This is a genomic window from Streptomyces sp. NBC_00582, assembly GCF_036345155.1.
Classification (GTDB): Bacteria; Actinomycetota; Actinomycetes; order Streptomycetales; family Streptomycetaceae; genus Streptomyces.
This window is the reverse complement of record NZ_CP107772.1, coordinates 3,598,725-3,618,252: the sequence shown is the minus strand read 5'-3', so window position 1 is coordinate 3,618,252 and position 19,528 is coordinate 3,598,725. Positions and strand designations below refer to the sequence as shown.

Here is a 19,528-nt window from a genome sequence, read left to right as displayed (position 1 = left end):
GGCCGCGTCCGTGATCGTAGGATTACTTTGAGTGTGCGGATCCTGGAGGCACATGCGTTTGTGGGTATGCCGGAGGCAAGTCGACTTTCCGTTCGAAGGGTGACAACTGCCGGACGAGGGGCCGTATTTACCGGCATTCTGATAGGGCTTGGCGCACTCAGTGACAAGTGGTCTCAGGGATGGGGGCGTTCCAGTGAGCGGCAACGACGGAAGCGGGAGTAACGCTTCGCATGCGGACAAGCGCCCGAACGAGCTGCTCACCTCCTGGTTCGTGCGCAGCGGCTGGTCGAAGGGTGAGCTGGCCCGTCAAGTCAACCGTCGTGCACGTCAGTTGGGCGCCAACCACATCTCCACGGACACCTCACGCGTGCGCCGCTGGCTGGACGGCGAGAACCCCCGCGAGCCCATCCCCAGGATCCTGTCCGAGCTGTTCTCCGAGCGGTTCGGCTGTGTCGTCTCGGTCGAGGACCTCGGTCTGCGCGCCACACGCCAGGCGCCCTCCGCGACCGGTGTCGACCTCCCCTGGACGGGTCCGCAGGCGGTGGCCCTGCTCAGCGAGTTCTCGCGCAGCGACCTGATGCTGGCGCGGCGCGGCTTCCTCGGAACGTCGCTGGCGCTGTCCGCGGGCCCGTCCCTCATCGAGCCGATGCAGCGCTGGCTCGTCCCCACCCCGCCCGCCCCGCTCACCGAACCGGACTCCGTCCCCACCAGCCGGGCCCGCGGCCGGCTCTCCAGGCCCGAGCTGGACCTGCTGGAGTCCACCACCGTGATGTTCCGGCAGTGGGACGCCCAGTGCGGCGGCGGACTGCGCCGCAAGGCCGTCGTCGGCCAGCTCCACGAGGTGACCGACCTCCTCCAGGAACCCCAGCCCGAGACCACCTCCCGCAAGCTGTTCAAGGTCGCCGCCGAGCTGGCCGAACTCGCCGGCTGGATGAGCTACGACGTGGGGCTCCAGCCGACCGCCCAGAAGTACTTCGTCCTCGCCCTGCACGCCGCCAAGGAGGCCGGCGACCGGCCGCTCGGCTCGTACGTGCTGTCCAGCATGAGCCGCCAGATGATCCACCTCGGACGGCCCGAGGACGCGCTGGAGCTGATCCACCTCGCGCAGTACGGCAGCCGCGACTGCGCGAGCCCGCGCACCCAGTCCATGCTGTATGCGATGGAGGCCCGCGCCTACGCCAACATGGGCCAGCCGGGGCGCTGCAAACGGGCCGTGCGGATGGCCGAGGACACCTTCGCCGACGCCGACGACTGGGACGAGCCGGACCCCGACTGGATCCGCTTCTTCTCCGAGGCCGAGCTGTACGGCGAGAACAGCCACTCCTTCCGCGACCTCGCCTATGTCGCCGGCCGCAGCCCCGCCTACGCCTCCCTCGCCGAGCCCCTGATGGAGAAGGCCGTCCGGCTGTTCGCGGACGACCCCGACCACAAGCGTTCGTACGTGCTGAACCTCATCGGCATGGCCACCGTCCATCTGCTGCGCAAGGAGCCCGGCCAGAGCGCCACCCTGGCCGCGCAGGCCATGTACGAGGCCAAGAAGGTCCGCTCCGAGCGCGTGAACACTCGTATTCGAAAGACCGTCGACAGCGCCGTCCGCGACTTCGGGGACCTCTCCGAGGTCGTCGACCTCACCGAGCGGCTCGCCATGGAGCTGCCGGAGACCGCCGAGGCCGTCTGACCCCCCCGCTCCACCCCGCACAACCCAAGAACCCCGGCCGCGGCCGGCCCTCCCGAAGTGCCCGACTCGGCTCCCCCATGCCAGGTCATCGGAAGGCCGACCGCGGCCGGTTTCCTTCCCTCAGGGAAGGTTGCGCCACGATAACGATCCGCTCGGCGAACATCAGCCAGTTCACCGACGTGTAACGCACCAGGCGCCTTCGTCACGGCGGCGAAACAACGAGGGGCTTCCACCGAAACCGCGCTGCGTCAATCTCATGGCGCATAACCGGCCCACCCCTCAATCCGCTCTGGCTTCGCCCGCACGGGGCCGTACCTACGACGAGGAGACGCCGATGGCACCAGCCATCACGCTCGCCGCAGACAAACTGTCTGTGGCCAACACAGGCTTCATGCTGATCTGTTCCGCCCTGGTGCTGATCATGACCCCGGGACTCGCCTTCTTCTACGGAGGCATGGTCCGCGTCAAGAGCACCCTCAACATGCTGATGATGAGTTTCATCAGCATGGGTATCGTCACCATCCTGTGGGTGCTGTACGGCTTCTCCATGGCGTTCGGTACGGACCACGGCTCGCTCATCGGCTGGGAGTCCGACTTCGTCGGCTGGACCGGCATCGACAAGGCCGACATCTGGTCCGGGTACACGATCCCGGTCTTCGCCTTCGCGGTCTTCCAGATGATGTTCGCCATCATCACGCCCGCCCTGATAAGCGGTGCCCTCGCGGACCGCGTCAAGTTCTCCGCCTGGTCGCTCTTCGTCGTGCTGTGGGCCACGGTCGTCTACTTCCCGGTCGCCCACTGGGTCTGGGGCACCGGCGGCTGGGCCTTCGAGCTCGGTGTGATCGACTTCGCCGGTGGTACGGCGGTCCACATCAACGCGGGTGCCGCGGCGCTCGGTGTGATCCTGGTCATCGGCAAGCGCGTCGGCTTCAAGAAGGACCCGATGCGCCCGCACAGCCTCCCGCTGGTCATGCTCGGCGCGGGCCTGCTGTGGTTCGGCTGGTTCGGCTTCAACGCCGGCTCGTGGCTCGGCAACGACGACGGCGTCGGCTCGCTGATGTTCGTCAACACCCAGATCGCCACCGCCGCCGCCATGCTCGCCTGGCTCGGCTACGAGAAGATCCGCCACGGCGCGTTCACCACCCTCGGTGCCGCCTCCGGCGCGGTCGCCGGTCTGGTCGCCATCACCCCGTCCGGCGGCGCGGTCACCCCGATCGGCGCCATCGCGATCGGCGTCATCGCCGGTGTCCTGTGCGCCATGGCCGTGGGCCTGAAGTACAAGTTCGGCTACGACGACTCCCTCGACGTCGTCGGCGTCCACATGGTCGGCGGTGTCATCGGCTCCCTGCTGATCGGCTTCTTCGCCAGCGGCAAGGGCCAGTCCGACGTCAAGGGCCTCTTCTACGGCGGCGGCCTGGACCAGTTCTGGAAGCAGTGCGCCGGTGTCTTCGCCGTCCTCGCCTACTCCCTGATCGCCTCCGCGGTGCTCGCCTTCCTCCTCGACAAGACCATCGGTATGCGGGTCGACGAGGACGAGGAGATCTCCGGCATCGACCAGGCCGAGCACGCCGAGACCGCGTACGACTTCAGCGGTGCCGGTGGCGGCGCCGCCCGGACCGCGGCACCCGCCGCCGCCGGCGCCGCGAGCAGCAAGAAGGTGGACGCATGAAGCTCATCACCGCCGTCGTGAAGCCCCACCGGCTCGACGAGATCAAGGAAGCCCTGCAGGCCTTCGGCGTGCACGGCCTGACGGTCACCGAGGCGAGCGGTTACGGTCGTCAGAGGGGACACACCGAGGTCTACCGCGGCGCCGAGTACACGGTCGACCTGGTCCCCAAGATCCGCATCGAGGTACTGGCCGAGGACGACGACGCCGAGCAGCTCATCGACGTCATCGTCAAGGCGGCCCGCACCGGCAAGATCGGTGACGGCAAGGTCTGGTCCCTCCCGGTCGAGACGGCCGTACGGGTCCGTACCGGCGAGCGCGGCCCGGACGCGCTCTGACGGCAGAACAGAACAGGAGTCGCTGGGTGACGAGTACGGACGTGCGAAACGAAGCAGAGGACTCGGGACCCAGCGGCTACGCGGCGGCCCGGCTGCGCCTCCTCACCGAGGAGGCGCGGTCCGGGCCGCCGCGCCGTGCGGCCCTCTCGGAACTGACCGACGAATGGCTCGCCGGCCTGTTCACCGCGGGCGCGGAGGACCTGCGGGGGGTCTCCCTGGTCGCCGTCGGCGGCTACGGCCGCGGCGAGCTCTCCCCGCGCAGCGACCTCGATCTGCTGCTCCTGCACGACGGCAGCGACAGCAAGGCGGTCGCCTCCCTCGCCGACCGCCTCTGGTACCCGGTGTGGGACCTGGGCCTCGCCCTCGACCACTCGGTCCGCACCCCCGCCGAGGCCCGCAAGACCGCCGGTGAGGACCTGAAGGTCCACCTCGGTCTCCTCGACGCCCGCCATCTCGCCGGCGACCTGGCGCTGACCTCCGGGCTGCGCACGAGCGTCCTCGCCGACTGGCGCAACCAGGCGATCAAACGCCTGCCCGAACTCCAGGAGCTCTGCGCCGAACGCGCCGAACGCCAGGGCGAGCTCCAGTACCTGCTGGAACCGGACCTCAAAGAGGCCCGCGGCGGCCTGAGAGACGCCACCGCCCTGCGCGCCGTCGCCGCCTCCTGGCTCGCCGACGCCCCCCGCGAGGGCCTCGACGACGCCCGCCGCCGTCTCCTCGACGTCCGGGACGCCCTCCACCTGGCCACCGGCCGCGCCACCGACCGCCTGGCCCTCCAGGAGCAGGACCAGGTCGCCGCCGGGCTCGGCCTCCTCGACGCAGACACCCTCCTGCGGCAGGTCTACGAGGCCGCGCGCGTCATCTCGTACGCCAGTGACGTCACCTGGCGCGAAGTGGCGCGTGTGCTGCGCTCGCGCGCCGTACGGCCCCGGCTGCGCGCCATGCTCGGCGGCGGGAAGCCCGTCCCCGAGCGCTCGCCGCTGGCCGAGGGCGTCGTCGAACAGGACGGCGAGGTGGTGCTCGCCCGCGCCGCACGCCCCGAACGCGACCCCGTGCTCCCGCTGCGCGCCGCGGCCGCCGCCGCACAGGCCGGCCTCCCGCTCTCCCTGCACGCCGTACGCCGCCTCGCCGCCACCGTGCGCCCGCTGCCCACGCCCTGGCCCGCCGAGGCCCGCGAACAGCTCGTCACCCTGCTCGGCTCCGGCCGGCCCACCGTCGAGGTCTGGGAGGCCCTCGAGGCCGAGGGACTGATCACCCGGTTCCTGCCCGACTGGGAGCGGGTCCGCTGCCGGCCGCAGCGCAACGCCGTGCACATCTGGACCGTCGACCGGCACCTCATCGAGACCGCCGTCCGCGCCTCCGAGTTCACCCGCCGCGTCAGCCGCCCCGACCTGCTCCTCGTCGCGGCGCTGCTGCACGACGTCGGCAAGGGCTGGCCCGGCGACCACTCGGTCGCGGGCGAGATCATCGCCAAGGACGTCGCCGCCCGCATCGGCTTCGACCGCGCCGACGTGGCGGTGCTCTCCTCCCTCGTACGGCATCACCTGCTGCTCATCGAGACGGCCACCCGGCGCGACCTGGAGGACCCCGCCACCGTCCGCTCGGTCGCCGAGGCGGTCGGCACGCAGAGCACCCTGGAGCTGCTGCACGCGCTCACCGAGGCGGACGCGCTGGCCACCGGGCCCGCCGCCTGGTCCTCCTGGCGGGGTTCGCTCGTGGCGGACCTGGTCAAGCGGGTCGGAGCGGTCCTCGCCGGGGACGAGCCCGACGAGCCGGACGCCTCCGCGCCCACCGCCGAACAGGAGCGGCTCGCCATCGAGGCGGTCGCCACCGGCAGCCCCGTGCTGGCCCTGCGCGCCCAGACCGAACCGCCGGCCGACGCGGGGGAGCAGCCGGCCGGCGACCCCGAGCCGCTCGGCGTGGAACTCCTCATCGCCGTACCCGACCAGGCGGGCGTGCTGCCCGCGGTGGCCGGCGTGCTCGCCGTGCACCGGCTGACCGTGCGCACCGCCGAGCTGCGCGCCCTGGACCTGCCGGACGGCGTCGAGGGCTCCGTCCTGCTGTTGAACTGGCGGGTCGCCGCCGAGTACGGCTCCCTGCCCCAGGCCGCCCGGCTGCGCGCCGACCTCGTCCGCGCCCTCGACGGCTCGCTGGACATCGCGGGCCGGCTCGCCGAGCGGGACGCGGCCTATCCCCGGCGCCGGGGCGTGATCGCGCCCCCCGCCCGTGTGACGGTCGCCCCCGCCGCCTCCCGGCACGCCACCGTCATCGAGGTGCGCGCCCAGGACGCGCCGGGTCTGCTGTTCCGGATCGGCTCCGCCCTGGAGGACGCGGCCGTACGGGTGCGCAGCATGCACGTCAGCACCCTGGGCGCGAACGCCGTGGACGCCTTCTACGTCACCGGCGCGGACGGCTCCCCGCTGCCGGTCGACGAGGCGGCGGCCGTGTCGCGCAAGCTGGAGGAGACCCTGCGGGGCTGAGCCCGGTACACGCGCGGGACCGGGTCGCGGCAGGACCGTGACCCGGTCTTGCCCGTCCGGGATACCCTTGAAGACGCTCATACCGCCCCCGACCCCGAGGACCGACGCCGCCGTGTTCGATACTCTCTCCGATCGCCTCTCAGCGACTTTCAAGAACCTGCGCGGCAAGGGACGGCTCTCCGAGGCGGACATCGACGCCACCGCGCGCGAGATCCGCATCGCGCTGCTCGAGGCGGACGTGGCCCTGCCCGTCGTGCGGACGTTCATCAAGAACGTCAAGGAGCGCGCCCTCGGCGTCGAGGTCTCGCGTTCGATGAACCCGGCCCAGCAGGTCCTGCTGATCGTGAAGGACGAGCTCGTCACGATCCTCGGCGGCGAGACCCGGCGTCTGCGCCTCGCCAAGCAGCCGCCCACCGTGATCATGCTGGCCGGTCTCCAGGGTGCCGGTAAGACCACCCTCGCGGGCAAGCTCGGCCGCTGGCTGAAGGAGCAGGGCCACTCGCCGCTGCTCGTCGCCTGTGACCTCCAGCGCCCCAACGCCGTCAACCAGCTCAGCGTCGTCGCCGAGCGCGCGGGCGTCGCGGTGTACGCGCCCCAGCCGGGCAACGGCGTGGGCGACCCGGTGCAGGTCGCCAAGGACTCCATCGAGTTCGCGAAGTCGAAGGTCCACGACGTCGTGATCGTGGACACCGCCGGCCGCCTCGGCATCGACCAGGAGCTGATGCGGCAGGCCGCGGACATCCGCGACGCCGTCTCGCCCGACGAGATCCTCTTCGTCGTCGACGCGATGATCGGTCAGGACGCCGTCAACACCGCCGAGGCCTTCCGCGACGGCGTCGGCTTCGACGGCGTGGTGCTCTCCAAGCTCGACGGCGACGCCCGCGGCGGCGCGGCCCTGTCGATCCGGCAGATCACCGGCAAGCCGATCATGTTCGCGTCGAGCGGCGAGAAGCTCGAGGACTTCGACGCCTTCCACCCGGACCGGATGGCCTCCCGCATCCTCGACCAGGGTGACCTGCTCACCCTGATCGAGCAGGCCGGGAAGACGTTCAGCCAGGACGAGGCCGAGAAGATGGCCTCCAAGCTGGCGTCCAAGAAGGGCCAGGACTTCACCCTGGACGACTTCCTGTCCCAGATGGAACAGGTCAGGAAGATGGGGTCGATCTCCAAGCTCCTCGGCATGCTGCCGGGCATGGGCCAGATCAAGGACCAGATCAACAACCTCGACGAGCGGGACGTCGACCGCACCGCGGCGATCATCAAGTCGATGACCCCGGCCGAGCGCCAGGACCCCACGATCATCAACGGCTCGCGCCGCGCCCGTATCGCCAAGGGCTCCGGTGTCGAGGTCAGCGCGGTCAAGGGCCTGGTCGAGCGGTTCTTCGAGGCCCGCAAGATGATGTCCCGCATGGCCCAGGGCGGCGGCATGCCCGGAATGCCGGGCATCCCGGGCATGGGTGGCGGCCCCGGCCGGCAGAAGAAGCAGCCCAAGCAGGCCAAGGGCAAGCAGCGCTCCGGCAACCCGATGAAGCGCAAGCAGCAGGAGCTGGAGGCGGCCCAGCGCCGCGAGGCCCAGGCCCAGGGCGGCAACGCCTTCGGGGTGCCGCAGCAGGGCAACCAGGACTTCGAGCTGCCGGACGAGTTCAAGAAGTTCATGGGCTGACGCCCCTGGGCGTACGTCGTGCACGGCGCTGAGGGCGCCCTTCCGCCGGGAGGGCGCCCTCAGCGCATGCCGAGGTCCGGTGTCTGCCGTAACGTCCAGATATGAGCAATGCCGCTCCGCCGCGCAGGGCCCCCGACCAGCCATGGCGCTCCGAGGGCACCCCGGACGACGGAACCCGGCCTCCCGGCGGCTCCGGTGGCAGACGGCCCCGGGGCCGCTGGTGGGGACTCGCCGTCACCGCGGTGATCGTCTTCGTGGTCGTCTACGTCGGACTGAACTATCTCGGCCAGGGCAACGAACCGACGATCTCGTACACGGAGTTCAGCAAGCAGGTCGACGAGGGCAACGTCGAGAAGATCTACTCCAAGGGCGACGCGATCCAGGGCCAGCTCAGGAAGGCGCGGGACGACCCCGACGACGGGGGCACCTACACCCGGTTCAAGACCCAGCGCCCCGCTTTCGCCGACGACGACCTCTGGCAGAACCTGAGCAGCCACGACGTCACCGTCACCGCCCGCCCGGTCGTGCAGCAGCGCAGTCTGGTGTCCAACCTGCTGATCTCGCTGATCCCGATCGTGCTGCTGGTCGCGGTGTGGATCTTCTTCGCCCGGCGGTTCGCCGGGGGTCTCGGCGGAGCGGGCGGGATGCTCGGCCGCAAGGCGCCCCCGAAGCCGGTCGAGCTGCTGCCCGGCACCCAGCGCACCACCTTCGCCGACGTGGCCGGGATCGACGAGGTCAAGGGCGAACTGGACGACGTCGTCGACTTCCTGGAGCACCCCGACGCCTACCGCAGGATGGGCGCGAAGATGCCCCGCGGGGTGCTGCTCGCGGGCTCGCCCGGCACCGGCAAGACCCTGCTGGCGCGCGCGGTGGCCGGCGAGGCGGGGGTGCCGTTCTTCTCGGCCTCCGCGTCCGAGTTCATCGAGATGATCGTCGGGGTCGGCGCGTCCCGGGTCCGTGAACTGTTCGCCGAGGCCCGCAAGGTGGCGCCGTCGATCATCTTCATCGACGAGATCGACACCATCGGCCGGGTCCGCAGCGGGGGCGCCTCGGTGAGCGGCCACGACGAGCGTGAGCAGACCCTGAACCAGATCCTCACCGAGATGGACGGCTTCTCCGGCTCCGAGGGCGTGATCGTCATCGCGGCCACGAACCGCGCCGACATCCTGGACCCGGCGCTCACCCGGCCCGGCCGCTTCGACCGGGTCGTCAACGTCTCCCCGCCGGACCGCGGCGGCCGCGAGGCGATCCTGCGCATCCACACCCGGGAGATCCCGCTCGCCCCGGACGTCGACCTCACCCAGGTGGCCCGCACCACCCCCGGAATGACAGGAGCGGATCTGGCCAATCTCGCGAACGAGGCCGCTCTGCTCGCCGTCAAACGCAAGCAGGCGCAGGTGACCGCCTCCGACCTCTCCGAGGCCCTGGAGAAGGTGCAGCTCGGTGCCGAACGCACCCTCGTGATGCCCGAGGAGGACCGCCGTCGCACCGCCTACCACGAGAGCGGCCACGCCCTCCTCGGCATGCTGCAGCCCGGCGCCGACCCGGTCCGCAAGGTCACCATCGTGCCGCGCGGCCGTGCCCTCGGGGTGACCATGTCGACCCCCGAGGTCGAGCGGTACGCGCACTCGGAGGAGTATCTGCGCGGCCGTATCATCGGCGCCCTCGGCGGGATGGCGGCCGAGGAGGTGATCTACGGGGTCGTCACGACCGGCGCCGAGAACGACCTCGAACAGGTCACCAACATCGCGCGCGGGATGGTCGCCCGCTGGGGCATGAGCGACCGCGTCGGCCGGCTCTCGGCCCTGCCCAGCGACGCCCAGCAGGCCTACGGCCTCGCCGCCGCCCCGGCCACCCTCGATGTCATCGACGACGAGATGCGCCGTATCGTCGACGAGTGCTACGAGGAGGCGTTGCGCAAACTCCGCGACCACCGCGGTCAGTTGGACGCCCTCGCCGGGGCCCTGCTGGAGCACGAGACGCTGGAGGAGGCGGACGCCTACCGCGTCGCGGGGATCACCCGCCTGACGAAGGACCCCGACGCCTAGCCCGTGTCCGCGCAGTCCCGCCTGCCCCGGACGCCGGGGGGCGCCCTTCGGGCGGACGACGGGACTGCGCCTGTCCGGTCAGCACATCTAGGGCGTCCGGGCGATCAGGTAGCGGAACACGTTCGGCATCCACACCGTGCCGTCGCGCCGGCGGTAGGGGTGCAGGGCCTCCGTCAGCTCCTTGCCGACCTGGTCCGGGTCGGCCGCCGCGACAGCCGCGTCGAACAGGCCCGTGGCCAGCAGGCCCCGGACGGCGCTGTCCACCCCGGCGTAGCCGAAGGGACACGCCACCCGCCCGGACCCGTCGGGCCGCAGCCCCGCCCGCTCGGCGGCCTCCTCCAGATCGTCCCGCAGGGCGGGCCGCAGCCGGCCCGTGCCGCCCGGGAGGCCGTCCTCACCGCCGGAGCGCCGGCGGCCCTCCCGCGCGGAGTGGTCGGCCGTCGGATCCGGTCCGGCCGTCCCGCGCGTCAGGGCGTCCGCTCCGGCCACCGCGCGCAGGACGTCCCAGGTGGCGCAGCGCTCCGGCGGGCCCCAGCCGACGAGGACCACCGGCGCCCCCCGCTCGGCGAGCGGCACCGCCGCCCTGAGCAGTCCCACCAGGTCCTCCGCGTCGCCCGCGAGACAACCGATCGGTTCGAAGGCGGTCACCAGGGTGTACGCGGGCGTCTCCGCGTCGGCCGCGTCCTTCGGTGACCGGCCAAGCCGGATGCCGCCTCGCCCGGGTGCCTCGCCGGCCGGCGGCTGCAGCCGCTCGCGGGCGAGGGCCAGCCGGTCGGGGGAGCCGGGCTCGACACCGGTGAGGGCCGCGCCTCTGAAGGCCGCCATCAGCAGGGCGAGACCGGAGCCGCAGCCGAGGCCGAGCAGCCGGGTCCCGGGGCCCACTTCCAGCCGCTCGTAGACGGCCTCGTAGAGCGGAACCAGCATCCGTTCCTGGATCTCGGACCAGTCACGCGCGCGTGCACCCAGGTCCGCGCGGGGCACCGGCCCCGCGGTGGGAAGGTGCTGCCGCACGAGCACAGGTGTCATGAATAAGCGCCCCATTCCGCCGAGAATCTGCCGCTGTGCCGATCGGGTGGCCCCCGTGCAGTGCGCTCGCACTTCCCCCGTATGCCAGGTAACTCCCCCTCCGCTGCGGCGTCCAGGGGTCTCGGGGCCCCGCTTGTGGACGCGCGGCGGGAGTGGCGAGAATTCACGTTCCGGCAATACGGGCCCGTACCATCGCGGTGTCCGGTCGCCGAGGAGAGTCGGTGCCGGCGACCGAAACACCTCTTGCGCCCCGCCGTACACCTGTTCCCCGGCGCGCGGACAAGGCGTACACGCCGGGGCGTACGGCGAACTACGCACCGGCTTGGGGTGAGCTGTGAGACTTCTCCGCAGATCAGCGCACCCGCCCTCGTCTCCACGCATCAGCGGCAACTGACGGGTACGTGCAAATTATTTGGGATGCCCCGGAATAGGAACACAGCGGCACCCCCGCTCGTTGTCATTACGTGAGCACGACACAGACACCACCTGTTCTCGCCGCAGAGCTGGCACAGGCGTGGGCCGACATTCAGCGGTACCACCCCGAACTGCCGGACCTTGCCGCGCCAGAGTCCCTGATCGGGGAGTCGTCGTCCGCATGCGGTCACGAGCTCTCCTTCGAGCGACTGCTCCATGAGGCAGTCCATGGCATCGCCGCCGCCCGCGGCGTTCGCGACACGTCCCGCGCCGGCCGCTACCACAACCGGAGATTCCTCGCCATCGCCGAGGAGCTGGGCCTGGACCACCCCGAGGAACCGCATCCGAGCAGCGGTTTCTCCCTGGTCACGCTCAACCCCGAGGCCAAGCGCCGCTACCGCCCGACGATCGAGCGCCTCCAGCGGGCCCTCAAGGCCCATACGGCGGCCACCTCCGCCGACAACACCACCCGCACCTTCCGCGGCCCCGCCGCCCGCCACGGCTCCTCCGGCGGCGGCGTCCGCGTCAAGGCGGTCTGCGACTGCGGTCGCAACGTCCGGGTGGTCCCGTCGGTCCTGGCCCAGGCCCCGATCGTGTGCGGCGGCTGCGGCAAGCCGTTCCGCATCCCCGAGATCGCGGGCGCCGCGTAAGCCGTCATACAGTCCTGCACCGGCATCTCGTGGCTGCCGGTTCAGCGTGGTGCGGGGAGCCGTGGTTCCAAGGGCTCCCCGCAGGCGCGCCGGACGCTTCCCAGCCATGCCCGCGCACACCCCTCGGCTCAGAGCGACCCGTGGGGTGTGGCACAATGGCTAGCTGTACTCGACAGTCGCACAGGACCCCTCTCTCCTCCGGCTGACGCGTCCATCGGGCACTCGGGTACCGCAACCCCACGCGGCTCTCTCGCCGTGCCCAACCACGTCAAAACCAGGAGAATCCACTCCCGTGGCAGTCAAGATCAAGCTGAAGCGTCTGGGCAAGATCCGTTCGCCTCACTACCGCATCGTCGTCGCCGACTCCCGCACCCGCCGTGACGGCCGTGCGATCGAGGAGATCGGCAAGTACCACCCGACCTACAACCCGTCGGTCATCGAGGTGGACGCCGACCGCGTCGCGTACTGGCTGGGTGTCGGCGCGCAGCCGACCGAGCCCGTCCTCGCCATCCTGAAGAAGACCGGCGACTGGCAGAAGTTCAAGGGCGAGCCCGCCCCGGCTCCGCTGCTCGTGGCCGCTCCCAAGAAGGCGCGCCCCTCGTTCGAGGCCCTCGGTGGCGACGACGCGGGCAAGGGTGAGGCGATCACCCAGAAGAAGAAGGCCGAGAAGAAGGACGAGGCCGCCGCTGAGTCCGAGTCGACCGAGGCCTGAGCATGCTCGAGGAGGCTCTCGAGCACCTCGTGAAGGGCATCGTCGACAACCCTGACGATGTGCAGGTCGCCTCGCGCAACCTGCGCCGCGGGCGTGTGCTCGAGGTCCGGGTCCACCCCGACGACCTCGGCAAGGTGATCGGCCGCAACGGCCGCACCGCACGCGCTCTGCGCACCGTCGTGGGCGCCATCGGCGGCCGCGGAGTCCGCGTCGACCTCGTCGACGTCGACCACGTCCGCTGACGTATCGCAGCACCGGCTCGGGCCGGGGAGGGCCATCGGGCCGTCCCCGGCCCGTAGTCGTATGACAGGAGAACACGCACAGTGCAGCTGGTAGTCGCCCGCATCGGGCGCGCCCACGGCATCAAGGGCGAGGTCACGGTGGAGGTCCGCACCGACGAGCCGGAGCTGAGGCTCGCGCCGGGCGCCGTCCTGCTCACGGACCCCGCCTCGACGGGCCCGCTCACCATCGAGACCGGCCGGGTCCACAGCGGCCGCCTCCTCCTGCGCTTCGAGGGCGTCAAGGACCGCAACGGCGCCGAGGCGCTGCGCAACACCCTCCTGATCGCCGAGGTCGACCCCGACGAACTGCCGGAGGAGGACGACGAGTACTACGACCACCAGCTCATGGACCTGGACGTCGTCACCACGGACGGGGTGGAGGTCGGCCGCATCACCGAGATCTCGCACCTGCCCTCCCAGGACCTCTTCATCGTCGAGCGCCCGGACGGCACCGAGGTGATGATCCCGTTCGTCTCGGAGATCGTCACCGAGATCGACCTTGAGGAGCAGCGCGCGGTGATCGACCCGCCGCCGGGGCTCATCGACGACCGCGCCGAGATCGACTCCACCCGGGACGACTCCTGATGCGCCTCGACGTCGTCACGATCTTCCCCGAGTACCTCGACCCGCTGAACGTCTCCCTCGTCGGCAAGGCACGCGCGCGAGGACAGCTCGACGTACGGGTGCACGACCTGCGGCAGTGGACCCACGACCGGCACCACACCGTCGACGACACCCCGTACGGCGGCGGGCCCGGCATGGTCATGAAGACCGAGCCCTGGGGCGACGCCCTGGACGAGATCCTCGCCGACGGCTACGAGACCGGCTCCACGCTCCCCGCGATCGTCGTCCCCACCCCGAGCGGCCGCCCCTTCACCCAGGAACTCGCCGTCGAACTCTCCGAGCGGCCCTGGCTGATCTTCACCCCGGCCCGCTACGAGGGCATCGACCGACGGGTCGTCGACGAGTACGCCACGCGGATCCCCGTGTACGAGGTCTCCATCGGCGACTACGTCCTCGCCGGCGGCGAGGCGGCCGTCCTCGTCGTCACCGAGGCCGTGGCCCGGCTGCTGCCCGGGGTGCTCGGCAACGCCGAGTCCCACCGCGACGACTCCTTCGCACCCGGCGCCATGGCGAGCCTCCTGGAGGGCCCCGTCTACACCAAGCCGCCCGTCTGGCGCGCGAGGGAGATCCCGGAGGTCCTGCTCAGCGGCCACCACGGCAAGATCGCCCGCTGGCGCCGCGACGAGGCACTGCGCCGTACGACGGCCCACCGACCCGACCTGATCGAGCGCTGCGCACCCGAGGCCTTCGACAAGAAGGACCGCGAGACGCTCTCCGTGCTGGGCTGGGCACCCGACCGGGAGGGCGAGCCCTACGGCCGATTTTGGCGCAGGACCGAGGGCGTGGAAGAATAGGCCGCTGTTGTGCGCCGTCCGGCGTGCGCCCCTGCCACAGGGGGACACGACGCCCGCCCCGACGGGCACGACAAACCTCAGTGAACCCCAGCTACCGCTGATGACCTGTGGCATCGGCGAAGAAAGCAGACGAAATGTCTCACCTGCTCGACTCCGTCGACGCCGCGTCGCTGCGCAGCGACGTCCCGGCCTTCCGCCCGGGCGACACCGTCAACGTCCACGTCCGCGTCATCGAGGGCAACCGCTCTCGTGTGCAGCAGTTCAAGGGCGTCGTCATCCGCCGCCAGGGCGCCGGTGTCCGCGAGACCTTCACGGTCCGCAAGGTCTCGTTCTCCGTCGGCGTCGAGCGCACCTTCCCGGTGCACACCCCGATCGTCGAGAAGATCGAGCTCGTCACCCGCGGTGATGTGCGTCGCGCCAAGCTGTACTACCTCCGTGAGCTGCGCGGCAAGGCCGCGAAGATCAAGGAGAAGCGCGACAACTGAGCCCGCACGGTGGGTCCACCGGTGATCCACTGAGCACACCCGGGAGATCCACAGAGGGGCCGGATAGCATCTGACCCCGATGGACACCGAAGCTCAGCCGACGACGGAGCGCGACCGCTCCTCCCGCCCCGATCAGGGGGCCGTGGAGGGACGGTCGCGTTTCTCGTTGACGGCGTGGATCGCCGAGTGGCTGCCGGGCGGCCGCATCAGCCTCACCCTGCTGATCTGCCTGGTGTTTTTGCTGGTCCTCAACGCTTTCGTGGTTCAACCATTCCAGATTCCCAGCGGATCCATGGAAAACGGATTGAGGATCGGCGACCGCGTTCTCGTAAATAAGTTGGCGTACCGTTTCGGTGCCGAGCCGCGGCGCGGCGATGTCGTCGTGTTCGACGGCACCGAGTACTTCGGGAACTCCGACTACGTCAAACGCGTCGTGGGGGTAGGCGGAGACCACGTGGTCTGCTGCGACAAGGAGGGGAGGATCCGGGTGAACGGCCGGTCGGTCGACGAGTCGACCTTCCTGTATCCGGGCGACAGCCCGTCCACGGTGGACTTCGACGTCCGTGTTCCCGAGGGCACCCTGTTCGTCCTCGGCGACCACCGCGGCGCCTCCAGCGACTCCCGCGACCACCTGGGCTCACCGGGCGGCGGCATGATCCCCGTGGACCGGGTGATCGGCCGCGCCGACTGGATCGTATGGCCGTACGGGCATCTGACCCGGCTGACCCGCCCGAGCGCCTACGCGCGCGTGCCCACCGCGAGCGGCCAGGGGGCGAACGGCTCACGGACGGCGGCGGGTGCCCATGGGTAACCGAGGCAAGCCCCGCGGCGTCCCCTCCTCGCCCGCCGACCAGCTCCTGCCGACCGGTGTCCGGCGCGCCTCCTCCCCCTCCGGCGGCCGCACCCGCGCGGAACGGCGCAAACTCCAGCGCAAGGTCAAGCGCAAGCGCAGGCGGTCCGCCGTACGGGAGATACCGCTGCTGGTCGGTGTCGCCGTCCTGATCGCCCTGGTCCTGAAGACCTTCCTGGTGCAGGCCTTCGTGATCCCCTCGGGGTCGATGGAGCAGACCATCCGTATCGGCGACCGCGTCCTGGTGGACAAGTTCACCCCGTGGTTCGGCTCCAAGCCGCAGCGCGGGGACGTGGTCGTGTTCAAGGACCCCGGCGGCTGGCTCAACGACGAGACGACCACCACGAAGAAAAAGGACCCCGTCGTCGTCAAGCAGGTCAAGGAAGGGCTCACCTTCATCGGTCTGCTGCCGTCCGACAACGAGAAGGACCTCATCAAGCGCGTCGTCGGCGTGGGTGGCGACCACGTCAAGTGCTGTGACACCCAAGGGCGGGTCACCGTCAACGGCGTTCCCCTGGAAGAGGGAAGTTATCTCTACCCCGGGAACAACCCCTCCGACGCCGCCTTCGACATCACCGTCCCCCAGGGCCGGCTGTGGGTGATGGGGGATCACCGCGCCAACTCCGCGGACTCGCGCTCCCACCAGAACACGGACTACGGCGGCACCGTCGCCGAGGACGAGGTGGTCGGCCGGGCCATGGTGATCGCCTGGCCGCTCGGCCACTGGGTCCGTCTCAAGGAACCGCAAACTTTTTCCTCCGTGACCGGCTCGACCGCCACGACGGCATCAGCCGCCCAGCCGTCGCATAGGGTTGCCCAGGACGTTCCGAACGGAACGATCCAACAGCTCCCGAGCCCTGCGGAACTCCCGCTCGTTATGGGAGTAGTGGGCCTGCGTCGCGCATGGGGCAGGCGGCGGCACGGAGATGGGAGTTGGCGTGGGGGATGTGGCGGTTGGCGCACGGTCCGGGCACGACGGCGAGGAACACCGCGGACGTCCCGTGGACACCGCCGACCCGGCTGGGGACAGCGCCGTGACCTCCGGGAATGACCCGGCGGCGGGCGGCGAGGGCCCCCCGGCCGACGAGCCCCCGGGCGGCGGCGGTCACGGTCCGGGCGACGGGGCCCCGAAGGCGAAGAAGCCGCGCTCCTTCTGGAAGGAGCTGCCGATCCTGATCCTGATCGCGCTCGTCCTCGCGCTGATCATCAAGACCTTCCTGGTACAGGCGTTCTCCATCCCGTCCGCGTCGATGGAGAACACCCTCCGGGTCGGCGACCGGGTGCTCGTCGACAAGCTGACCCCGTGGTTCGGTTCCGAGCCCGAGCGCGGCGAGGTCGTGGTCTTCCACGACCCGGACAACTGGCTGGCGGGCGAGGCCACGACCGAGCCGAACGCCGTGCAGACCTTCCTCAGCTGGATCGGCCTGATGCCGTCCGCGGAGGAGAAGGACCTGATCAAGCGAGTCGTCGGCGTCGGCGGCGACACCGTCTCCTGCAAGGGCACGGGCCCGCTGAAGGTCAACGGCAAGGCGCTGGACGAGCCCTACATCTATCCCGGGAACACCCCGTGCAGCCAGGACGACCAGGGCGGCCAGTTCACGGTGAAGGTCCCCAAGGGCTACGTCTGGGTCATGGGCGACCACCGGCAGAACTCGCGGGACTCCCGCTACAACCAGTCCGACAAGAACCACGGCATGGTGCCCGTCGACCAGGTCGTCGGCCGCGCCATCGTCAAGGCCTGGCCGATCACCCGCTGGGGCACGCTGCCGGTGCCGGACACCTTCGACCAGGCCGGTCTGAACGACCAGTCCTCGGCCTCCGCGGTCCTGACGGTCGCCCCGCAGGGCCTCGCCCTCGTCGGCACGGTCCCGCTGGTCCTGTGGCGCCGTCGGCGCGCGACGGCGGACTCCGAGAAGGGCTGACGCCGAGAGGGCTGACGCCGAGAAGGGCTGACGCCGAGAAGGGCTGACGCCGAGAAGGACTGACGCCGAGAGGGCTGACGCCGAGAGGGCTGACGCCGAGAAGGGCTGATCTCGTCCCCGTCCCGTGTGTAAACCCTTTCCCAAGCTTGTGACCATGGCCGGGGACGAAGGGCTGACCCGGTTCGGTACCGCCGGGTAGGGTGCGGACCCATGGGCGGCGAGAGCACGACACGTACGGCCCCGCGCAGCGGCGGTGGCATCAGCAGTGGCCCGGTGGGCAGCCGGACCGGACAGCGTCTGTCCGGCCTGGTCGTCGCACTGGGCCTCGCGCTGTTCCTGGGCGGTTTCGGCTGGGCGGCCCTGGTCTACCGGCCCTACACCGTGCCCACCAGCTCCATGAGCCCGACGATCGAGGGCGGCTCACGGGTGCTGGCCCAGAAGGTCGACGGCGACGAGGTGCGCCGCGGTGACGTCGTCGTGTTCAGCGACAAGGAGTGGGTCAGCAACGCGCTCGTGGTCAAGCGCGTGGTCGCGGTCGGCGGCGACACGGTCGCCTGCTGCACCGAGGGCAGGCTGACCGTCAACGGCAAGCAGATCGAGGAACCGTATCTCCCCGAGGGCAGCCTGGCCGAGATCCAGGACTTCCCGACCGTGAAGGTCCCCGAGGGCCGGCTCTTCCTGCTCGGCGACGAGCGGCGGGGCTCGCTGGACTCCACCGCCCACCTCACGGACGCGGCCCAGGGCACGGTGGCGCGCAGCGCCGTACGGGCCCGGGTGGACGCGGTCGTCTTCCCCTGGAAGGGCATGCTCAAGAGCCCCACGGGCTTCAAGGCCCTGGGCACCCTGTCCGAACCGGGCCCGCTGCGGACGATCCTGTGGATGATCGTCGGCGGTACAGTGCTGATCTTCGGCGGCGCCGCGTACGGCCCGATCGCCAAACGGGCCTCGGGCCGCCGCGCCCGCGTCCAGCCGGAGCCGGCCGGTGCCCGCTGAGACGGCGAAGGGGCCCTTCGGCTCCTCCGAGGCGGGTCTGCGCAAGGTCGCCCGGGTCGTCCTCCTCGACCCCCAGGACCGGATCCTGCTGCTGCACGGCCATGAGCCGGACGACCCCGCCGTCGACTGGTGGTTCACCCCCGGCGGCGGGGTGGAGGGCGACGAGACTCGTGAAGAGGCCGCGCTGCGGGAACTCGCCGAGGAGACCGGTATCACCGACGTCGAACTCGGCCCGGTGCTGTGGCGGCGGACCTGCTCCTTCCCGTTCGCGGGCCGCCGCTGGGACCAGGACGAGTGGTACTACCTGGCCCGTACGACGGTGACGGCGACCCGCGCCACCGCCCTGACGGAGCTGGAGCGGCGCAGTGTCGCCGGAGCGCGCTGGTGGACGTGTCGGGAACTGGCGCGGACGCATGAGACGGTGTATCCGACCAGACTGGCCGAGCTGCTGGACAGGCTGCTAGAAGAAGGTCCCCCGCCCGGACCCGTAACCCTGGACACGGAAATCGTCTAGGGGCTCACGGGACTGGCGCACAATGGGGGGATCGCACGGCTGAAGGGGAACATGCCATGAGCGCCGAGGACCTCGAGAAGTACGAGACCGAGATGGAGCTGAAGCTCTACCGGGAGTACCGCGATGTCGTCGGTCTGTTCAAATACGTGATCGAGACCGAGCGGCGTTTCTATCTGACCAACGACTACGAGATGCAGGTGCACTCGGTCCAGGGCGAGGTGTTCTTCGAGGTCTCGATGGCCGACGCCTGGGTGTGGGACATGTACCGGCCGGCCCGGTTCGTGAAGCAGGTGCGGGTTCTCACGTTCAAGGACGTGAACATTGAGGAGCTGAACAAGAGCGATCTGGAGCTGCCGGGCAGCTGATGTGTCCGGCTTGTGGGTGACGGAG

At 70.6% G+C, this 19,528-nt stretch carries 19 protein-coding genes; 18 read left to right on the top strand and 1 reads right to left on the bottom strand.

What is annotated here, in order from left to right:
* Nucleotides 1–193 precede the first annotated feature (193 nt).
* The 6 genes from nsdA to ftsH all read left to right on the top strand — a co-directional run bounded on the left by nsdA (nt 194) and on the right by ftsH (nt 9,873).
* Nucleotides 194–1,678 carry a transcriptional repressor NsdA gene (nsdA, locus tag OG852_RS15710; RefSeq protein WP_133915846.1) on the top strand — a complete coding sequence of 495 codons (1,485 nt, stop codon included), beginning with the start codon at nt 194–196 and terminating at the stop codon, nt 1,676–1,678.
* A gap of 334 nt (nt 1,679–2,012) precedes the next feature.
* Nucleotides 2,013–3,347 (top strand): ammonium transporter, encoded by a 1,335-nt coding sequence (locus OG852_RS15705; protein WP_133915847.1) that lies wholly within the window; start codon nt 2,013–2,015, stop codon nt 3,345–3,347.
* Nucleotides 3,344–3,682, top strand: a complete 339-nt coding sequence (locus tag OG852_RS15700; RefSeq protein ID WP_003997576.1) for a P-II family nitrogen regulator — start codon at nt 3,344–3,346, stop codon at nt 3,680–3,682. Before OG852_RS15705 ends, OG852_RS15700 begins: the two co-directional genes overlap by 4 nt.
* 26 nt (nt 3,683–3,708) lie before the next feature.
* Nucleotides 3,709–6,162, top strand: a complete 2,454-nt coding sequence (locus OG852_RS15695) for a [protein-PII] uridylyltransferase (protein ID WP_133915848.1) — start codon at nt 3,709–3,711, stop codon at nt 6,160–6,162.
* Nucleotides 6,163–6,274: 112 nt separating this feature from the next.
* Nucleotides 6,275–7,825 carry a signal recognition particle protein gene (gene ffh / locus OG852_RS15690; protein ID WP_133915849.1) on the top strand — a complete coding sequence of 517 codons (1,551 nt, stop codon included), beginning with the start codon at nt 6,275–6,277 and terminating at the stop codon, nt 7,823–7,825.
* A 101-nt stretch (nt 7,826–7,926) separates the two neighbouring features.
* Nucleotides 7,927–9,873: an ATP-dependent zinc metalloprotease FtsH gene (ftsH, locus tag OG852_RS15685; protein ID WP_133915850.1), complete on the top strand. Its 1,947-nt coding sequence runs from the start codon at nt 7,927–7,929 to the stop codon at nt 9,871–9,873.
* An 87-nt stretch (nt 9,874–9,960) separates the two neighbouring features.
* On the opposite strand, the gene OG852_RS15680 is transcribed toward ftsH, so the two are convergent.
* The gene (locus OG852_RS15680) at nt 9,961–10,899 is read right to left on the bottom strand and encodes an SAM-dependent methyltransferase (RefSeq protein ID WP_330348289.1); all 939 of its coding nucleotides are present in this window, start codon (nt 10,897–10,899) and stop codon (nt 9,961–9,963) included.
* A gap of 464 nt (nt 10,900–11,363) precedes the next feature.
* On the opposite strand from OG852_RS15680, the gene OG852_RS15675 reads away from it, so the two are divergent.
* From OG852_RS15675 to OG852_RS15620, 12 genes are all read left to right on the top strand, one after another.
* Nucleotides 11,364–11,963 carry a hypothetical protein gene (locus OG852_RS15675; protein ID WP_133915852.1) on the top strand — a complete coding sequence of 200 codons (600 nt, stop codon included), beginning with the start codon at nt 11,364–11,366 and terminating at the stop codon, nt 11,961–11,963.
* Between the two features lie 292 nt (nt 11,964–12,255).
* The gene (gene rpsP, locus OG852_RS15670) at nt 12,256–12,675 is read left to right on the top strand and encodes a 30S ribosomal protein S16 (protein ID WP_133915853.1); all 420 of its coding nucleotides are present in this window, start codon (nt 12,256–12,258) and stop codon (nt 12,673–12,675) included.
* 2 nt (nt 12,676–12,677) lie between these two features.
* Nucleotides 12,678–12,917 (top strand): RNA-binding protein, encoded by a 240-nt coding sequence (locus tag OG852_RS15665; RefSeq protein WP_003973401.1) that lies wholly within the window; start codon nt 12,678–12,680, stop codon nt 12,915–12,917.
* An 81-nt stretch (nt 12,918–12,998) separates the two neighbouring features.
* Nucleotides 12,999–13,541, top strand: coding sequence for a ribosome maturation factor RimM (rimM, locus tag OG852_RS15660; RefSeq protein ID WP_330348288.1), 543 nt, complete (start codon nt 12,999–13,001; stop codon nt 13,539–13,541).
* Nucleotides 13,541–14,374 (top strand): tRNA (guanosine(37)-N1)-methyltransferase TrmD, encoded by an 834-nt coding sequence (gene trmD, locus OG852_RS15655; RefSeq protein ID WP_133915856.1) that lies wholly within the window; start codon nt 13,541–13,543, stop codon nt 14,372–14,374. The genes rimM and trmD overlap by 1 nt, the downstream gene beginning before the upstream one ends.
* 134 nt (nt 14,375–14,508) lie before the next feature.
* Nucleotides 14,509–14,859, top strand: a complete 351-nt coding sequence (gene rplS / locus OG852_RS15650; RefSeq protein WP_020128707.1) for a 50S ribosomal protein L19 — start codon at nt 14,509–14,511, stop codon at nt 14,857–14,859.
* Between the two features lie 79 nt (nt 14,860–14,938).
* On the top strand, nt 14,939–15,670 hold the full coding sequence (gene lepB, locus OG852_RS15645) for a signal peptidase I (protein WP_133915857.1): 732 nt from the start codon (nt 14,939–14,941) through the stop codon (nt 15,668–15,670).
* Complete coding sequence (gene lepB, locus OG852_RS15640; RefSeq protein WP_133915858.1) at nt 15,663–16,760, top strand: signal peptidase I; 1,098 nt, start codon at nt 15,663–15,665, stop codon at nt 16,758–16,760. Before lepB (OG852_RS15645) ends, lepB (OG852_RS15640) begins: the two co-directional genes overlap by 8 nt.
* On the top strand, nt 16,648–17,631 hold the full coding sequence (gene lepB / locus OG852_RS15635; protein ID WP_133915859.1) for a signal peptidase I: 984 nt from the start codon (nt 16,648–16,650) through the stop codon (nt 17,629–17,631). Before lepB (OG852_RS15640) ends, lepB (OG852_RS15635) begins: the two co-directional genes overlap by 113 nt.
* Nucleotides 17,632–17,841: 210 nt before the next feature.
* A complete protein-coding gene (gene lepB, locus OG852_RS15630) occupies nt 17,842–18,624 on the top strand; it encodes a signal peptidase I (RefSeq protein ID WP_133915860.1) in 783 nt (260 codons plus the stop codon).
* Nucleotides 18,614–19,138 carry an NUDIX hydrolase gene (locus OG852_RS15625; protein WP_133915861.1) on the top strand — a complete coding sequence of 175 codons (525 nt, stop codon included), beginning with the start codon at nt 18,614–18,616 and terminating at the stop codon, nt 19,136–19,138. Before lepB (OG852_RS15630) ends, OG852_RS15625 begins: the two co-directional genes overlap by 11 nt.
* Nucleotides 19,139–19,194: 56 nt before the next feature.
* A complete protein-coding gene (locus OG852_RS15620) occupies nt 19,195–19,503 on the top strand; it encodes a DUF2469 domain-containing protein (protein WP_005311352.1) in 309 nt (102 codons plus the stop codon).
* The last annotated feature ends 25 nt before the right edge of the window (nt 19,504–19,528 follow it).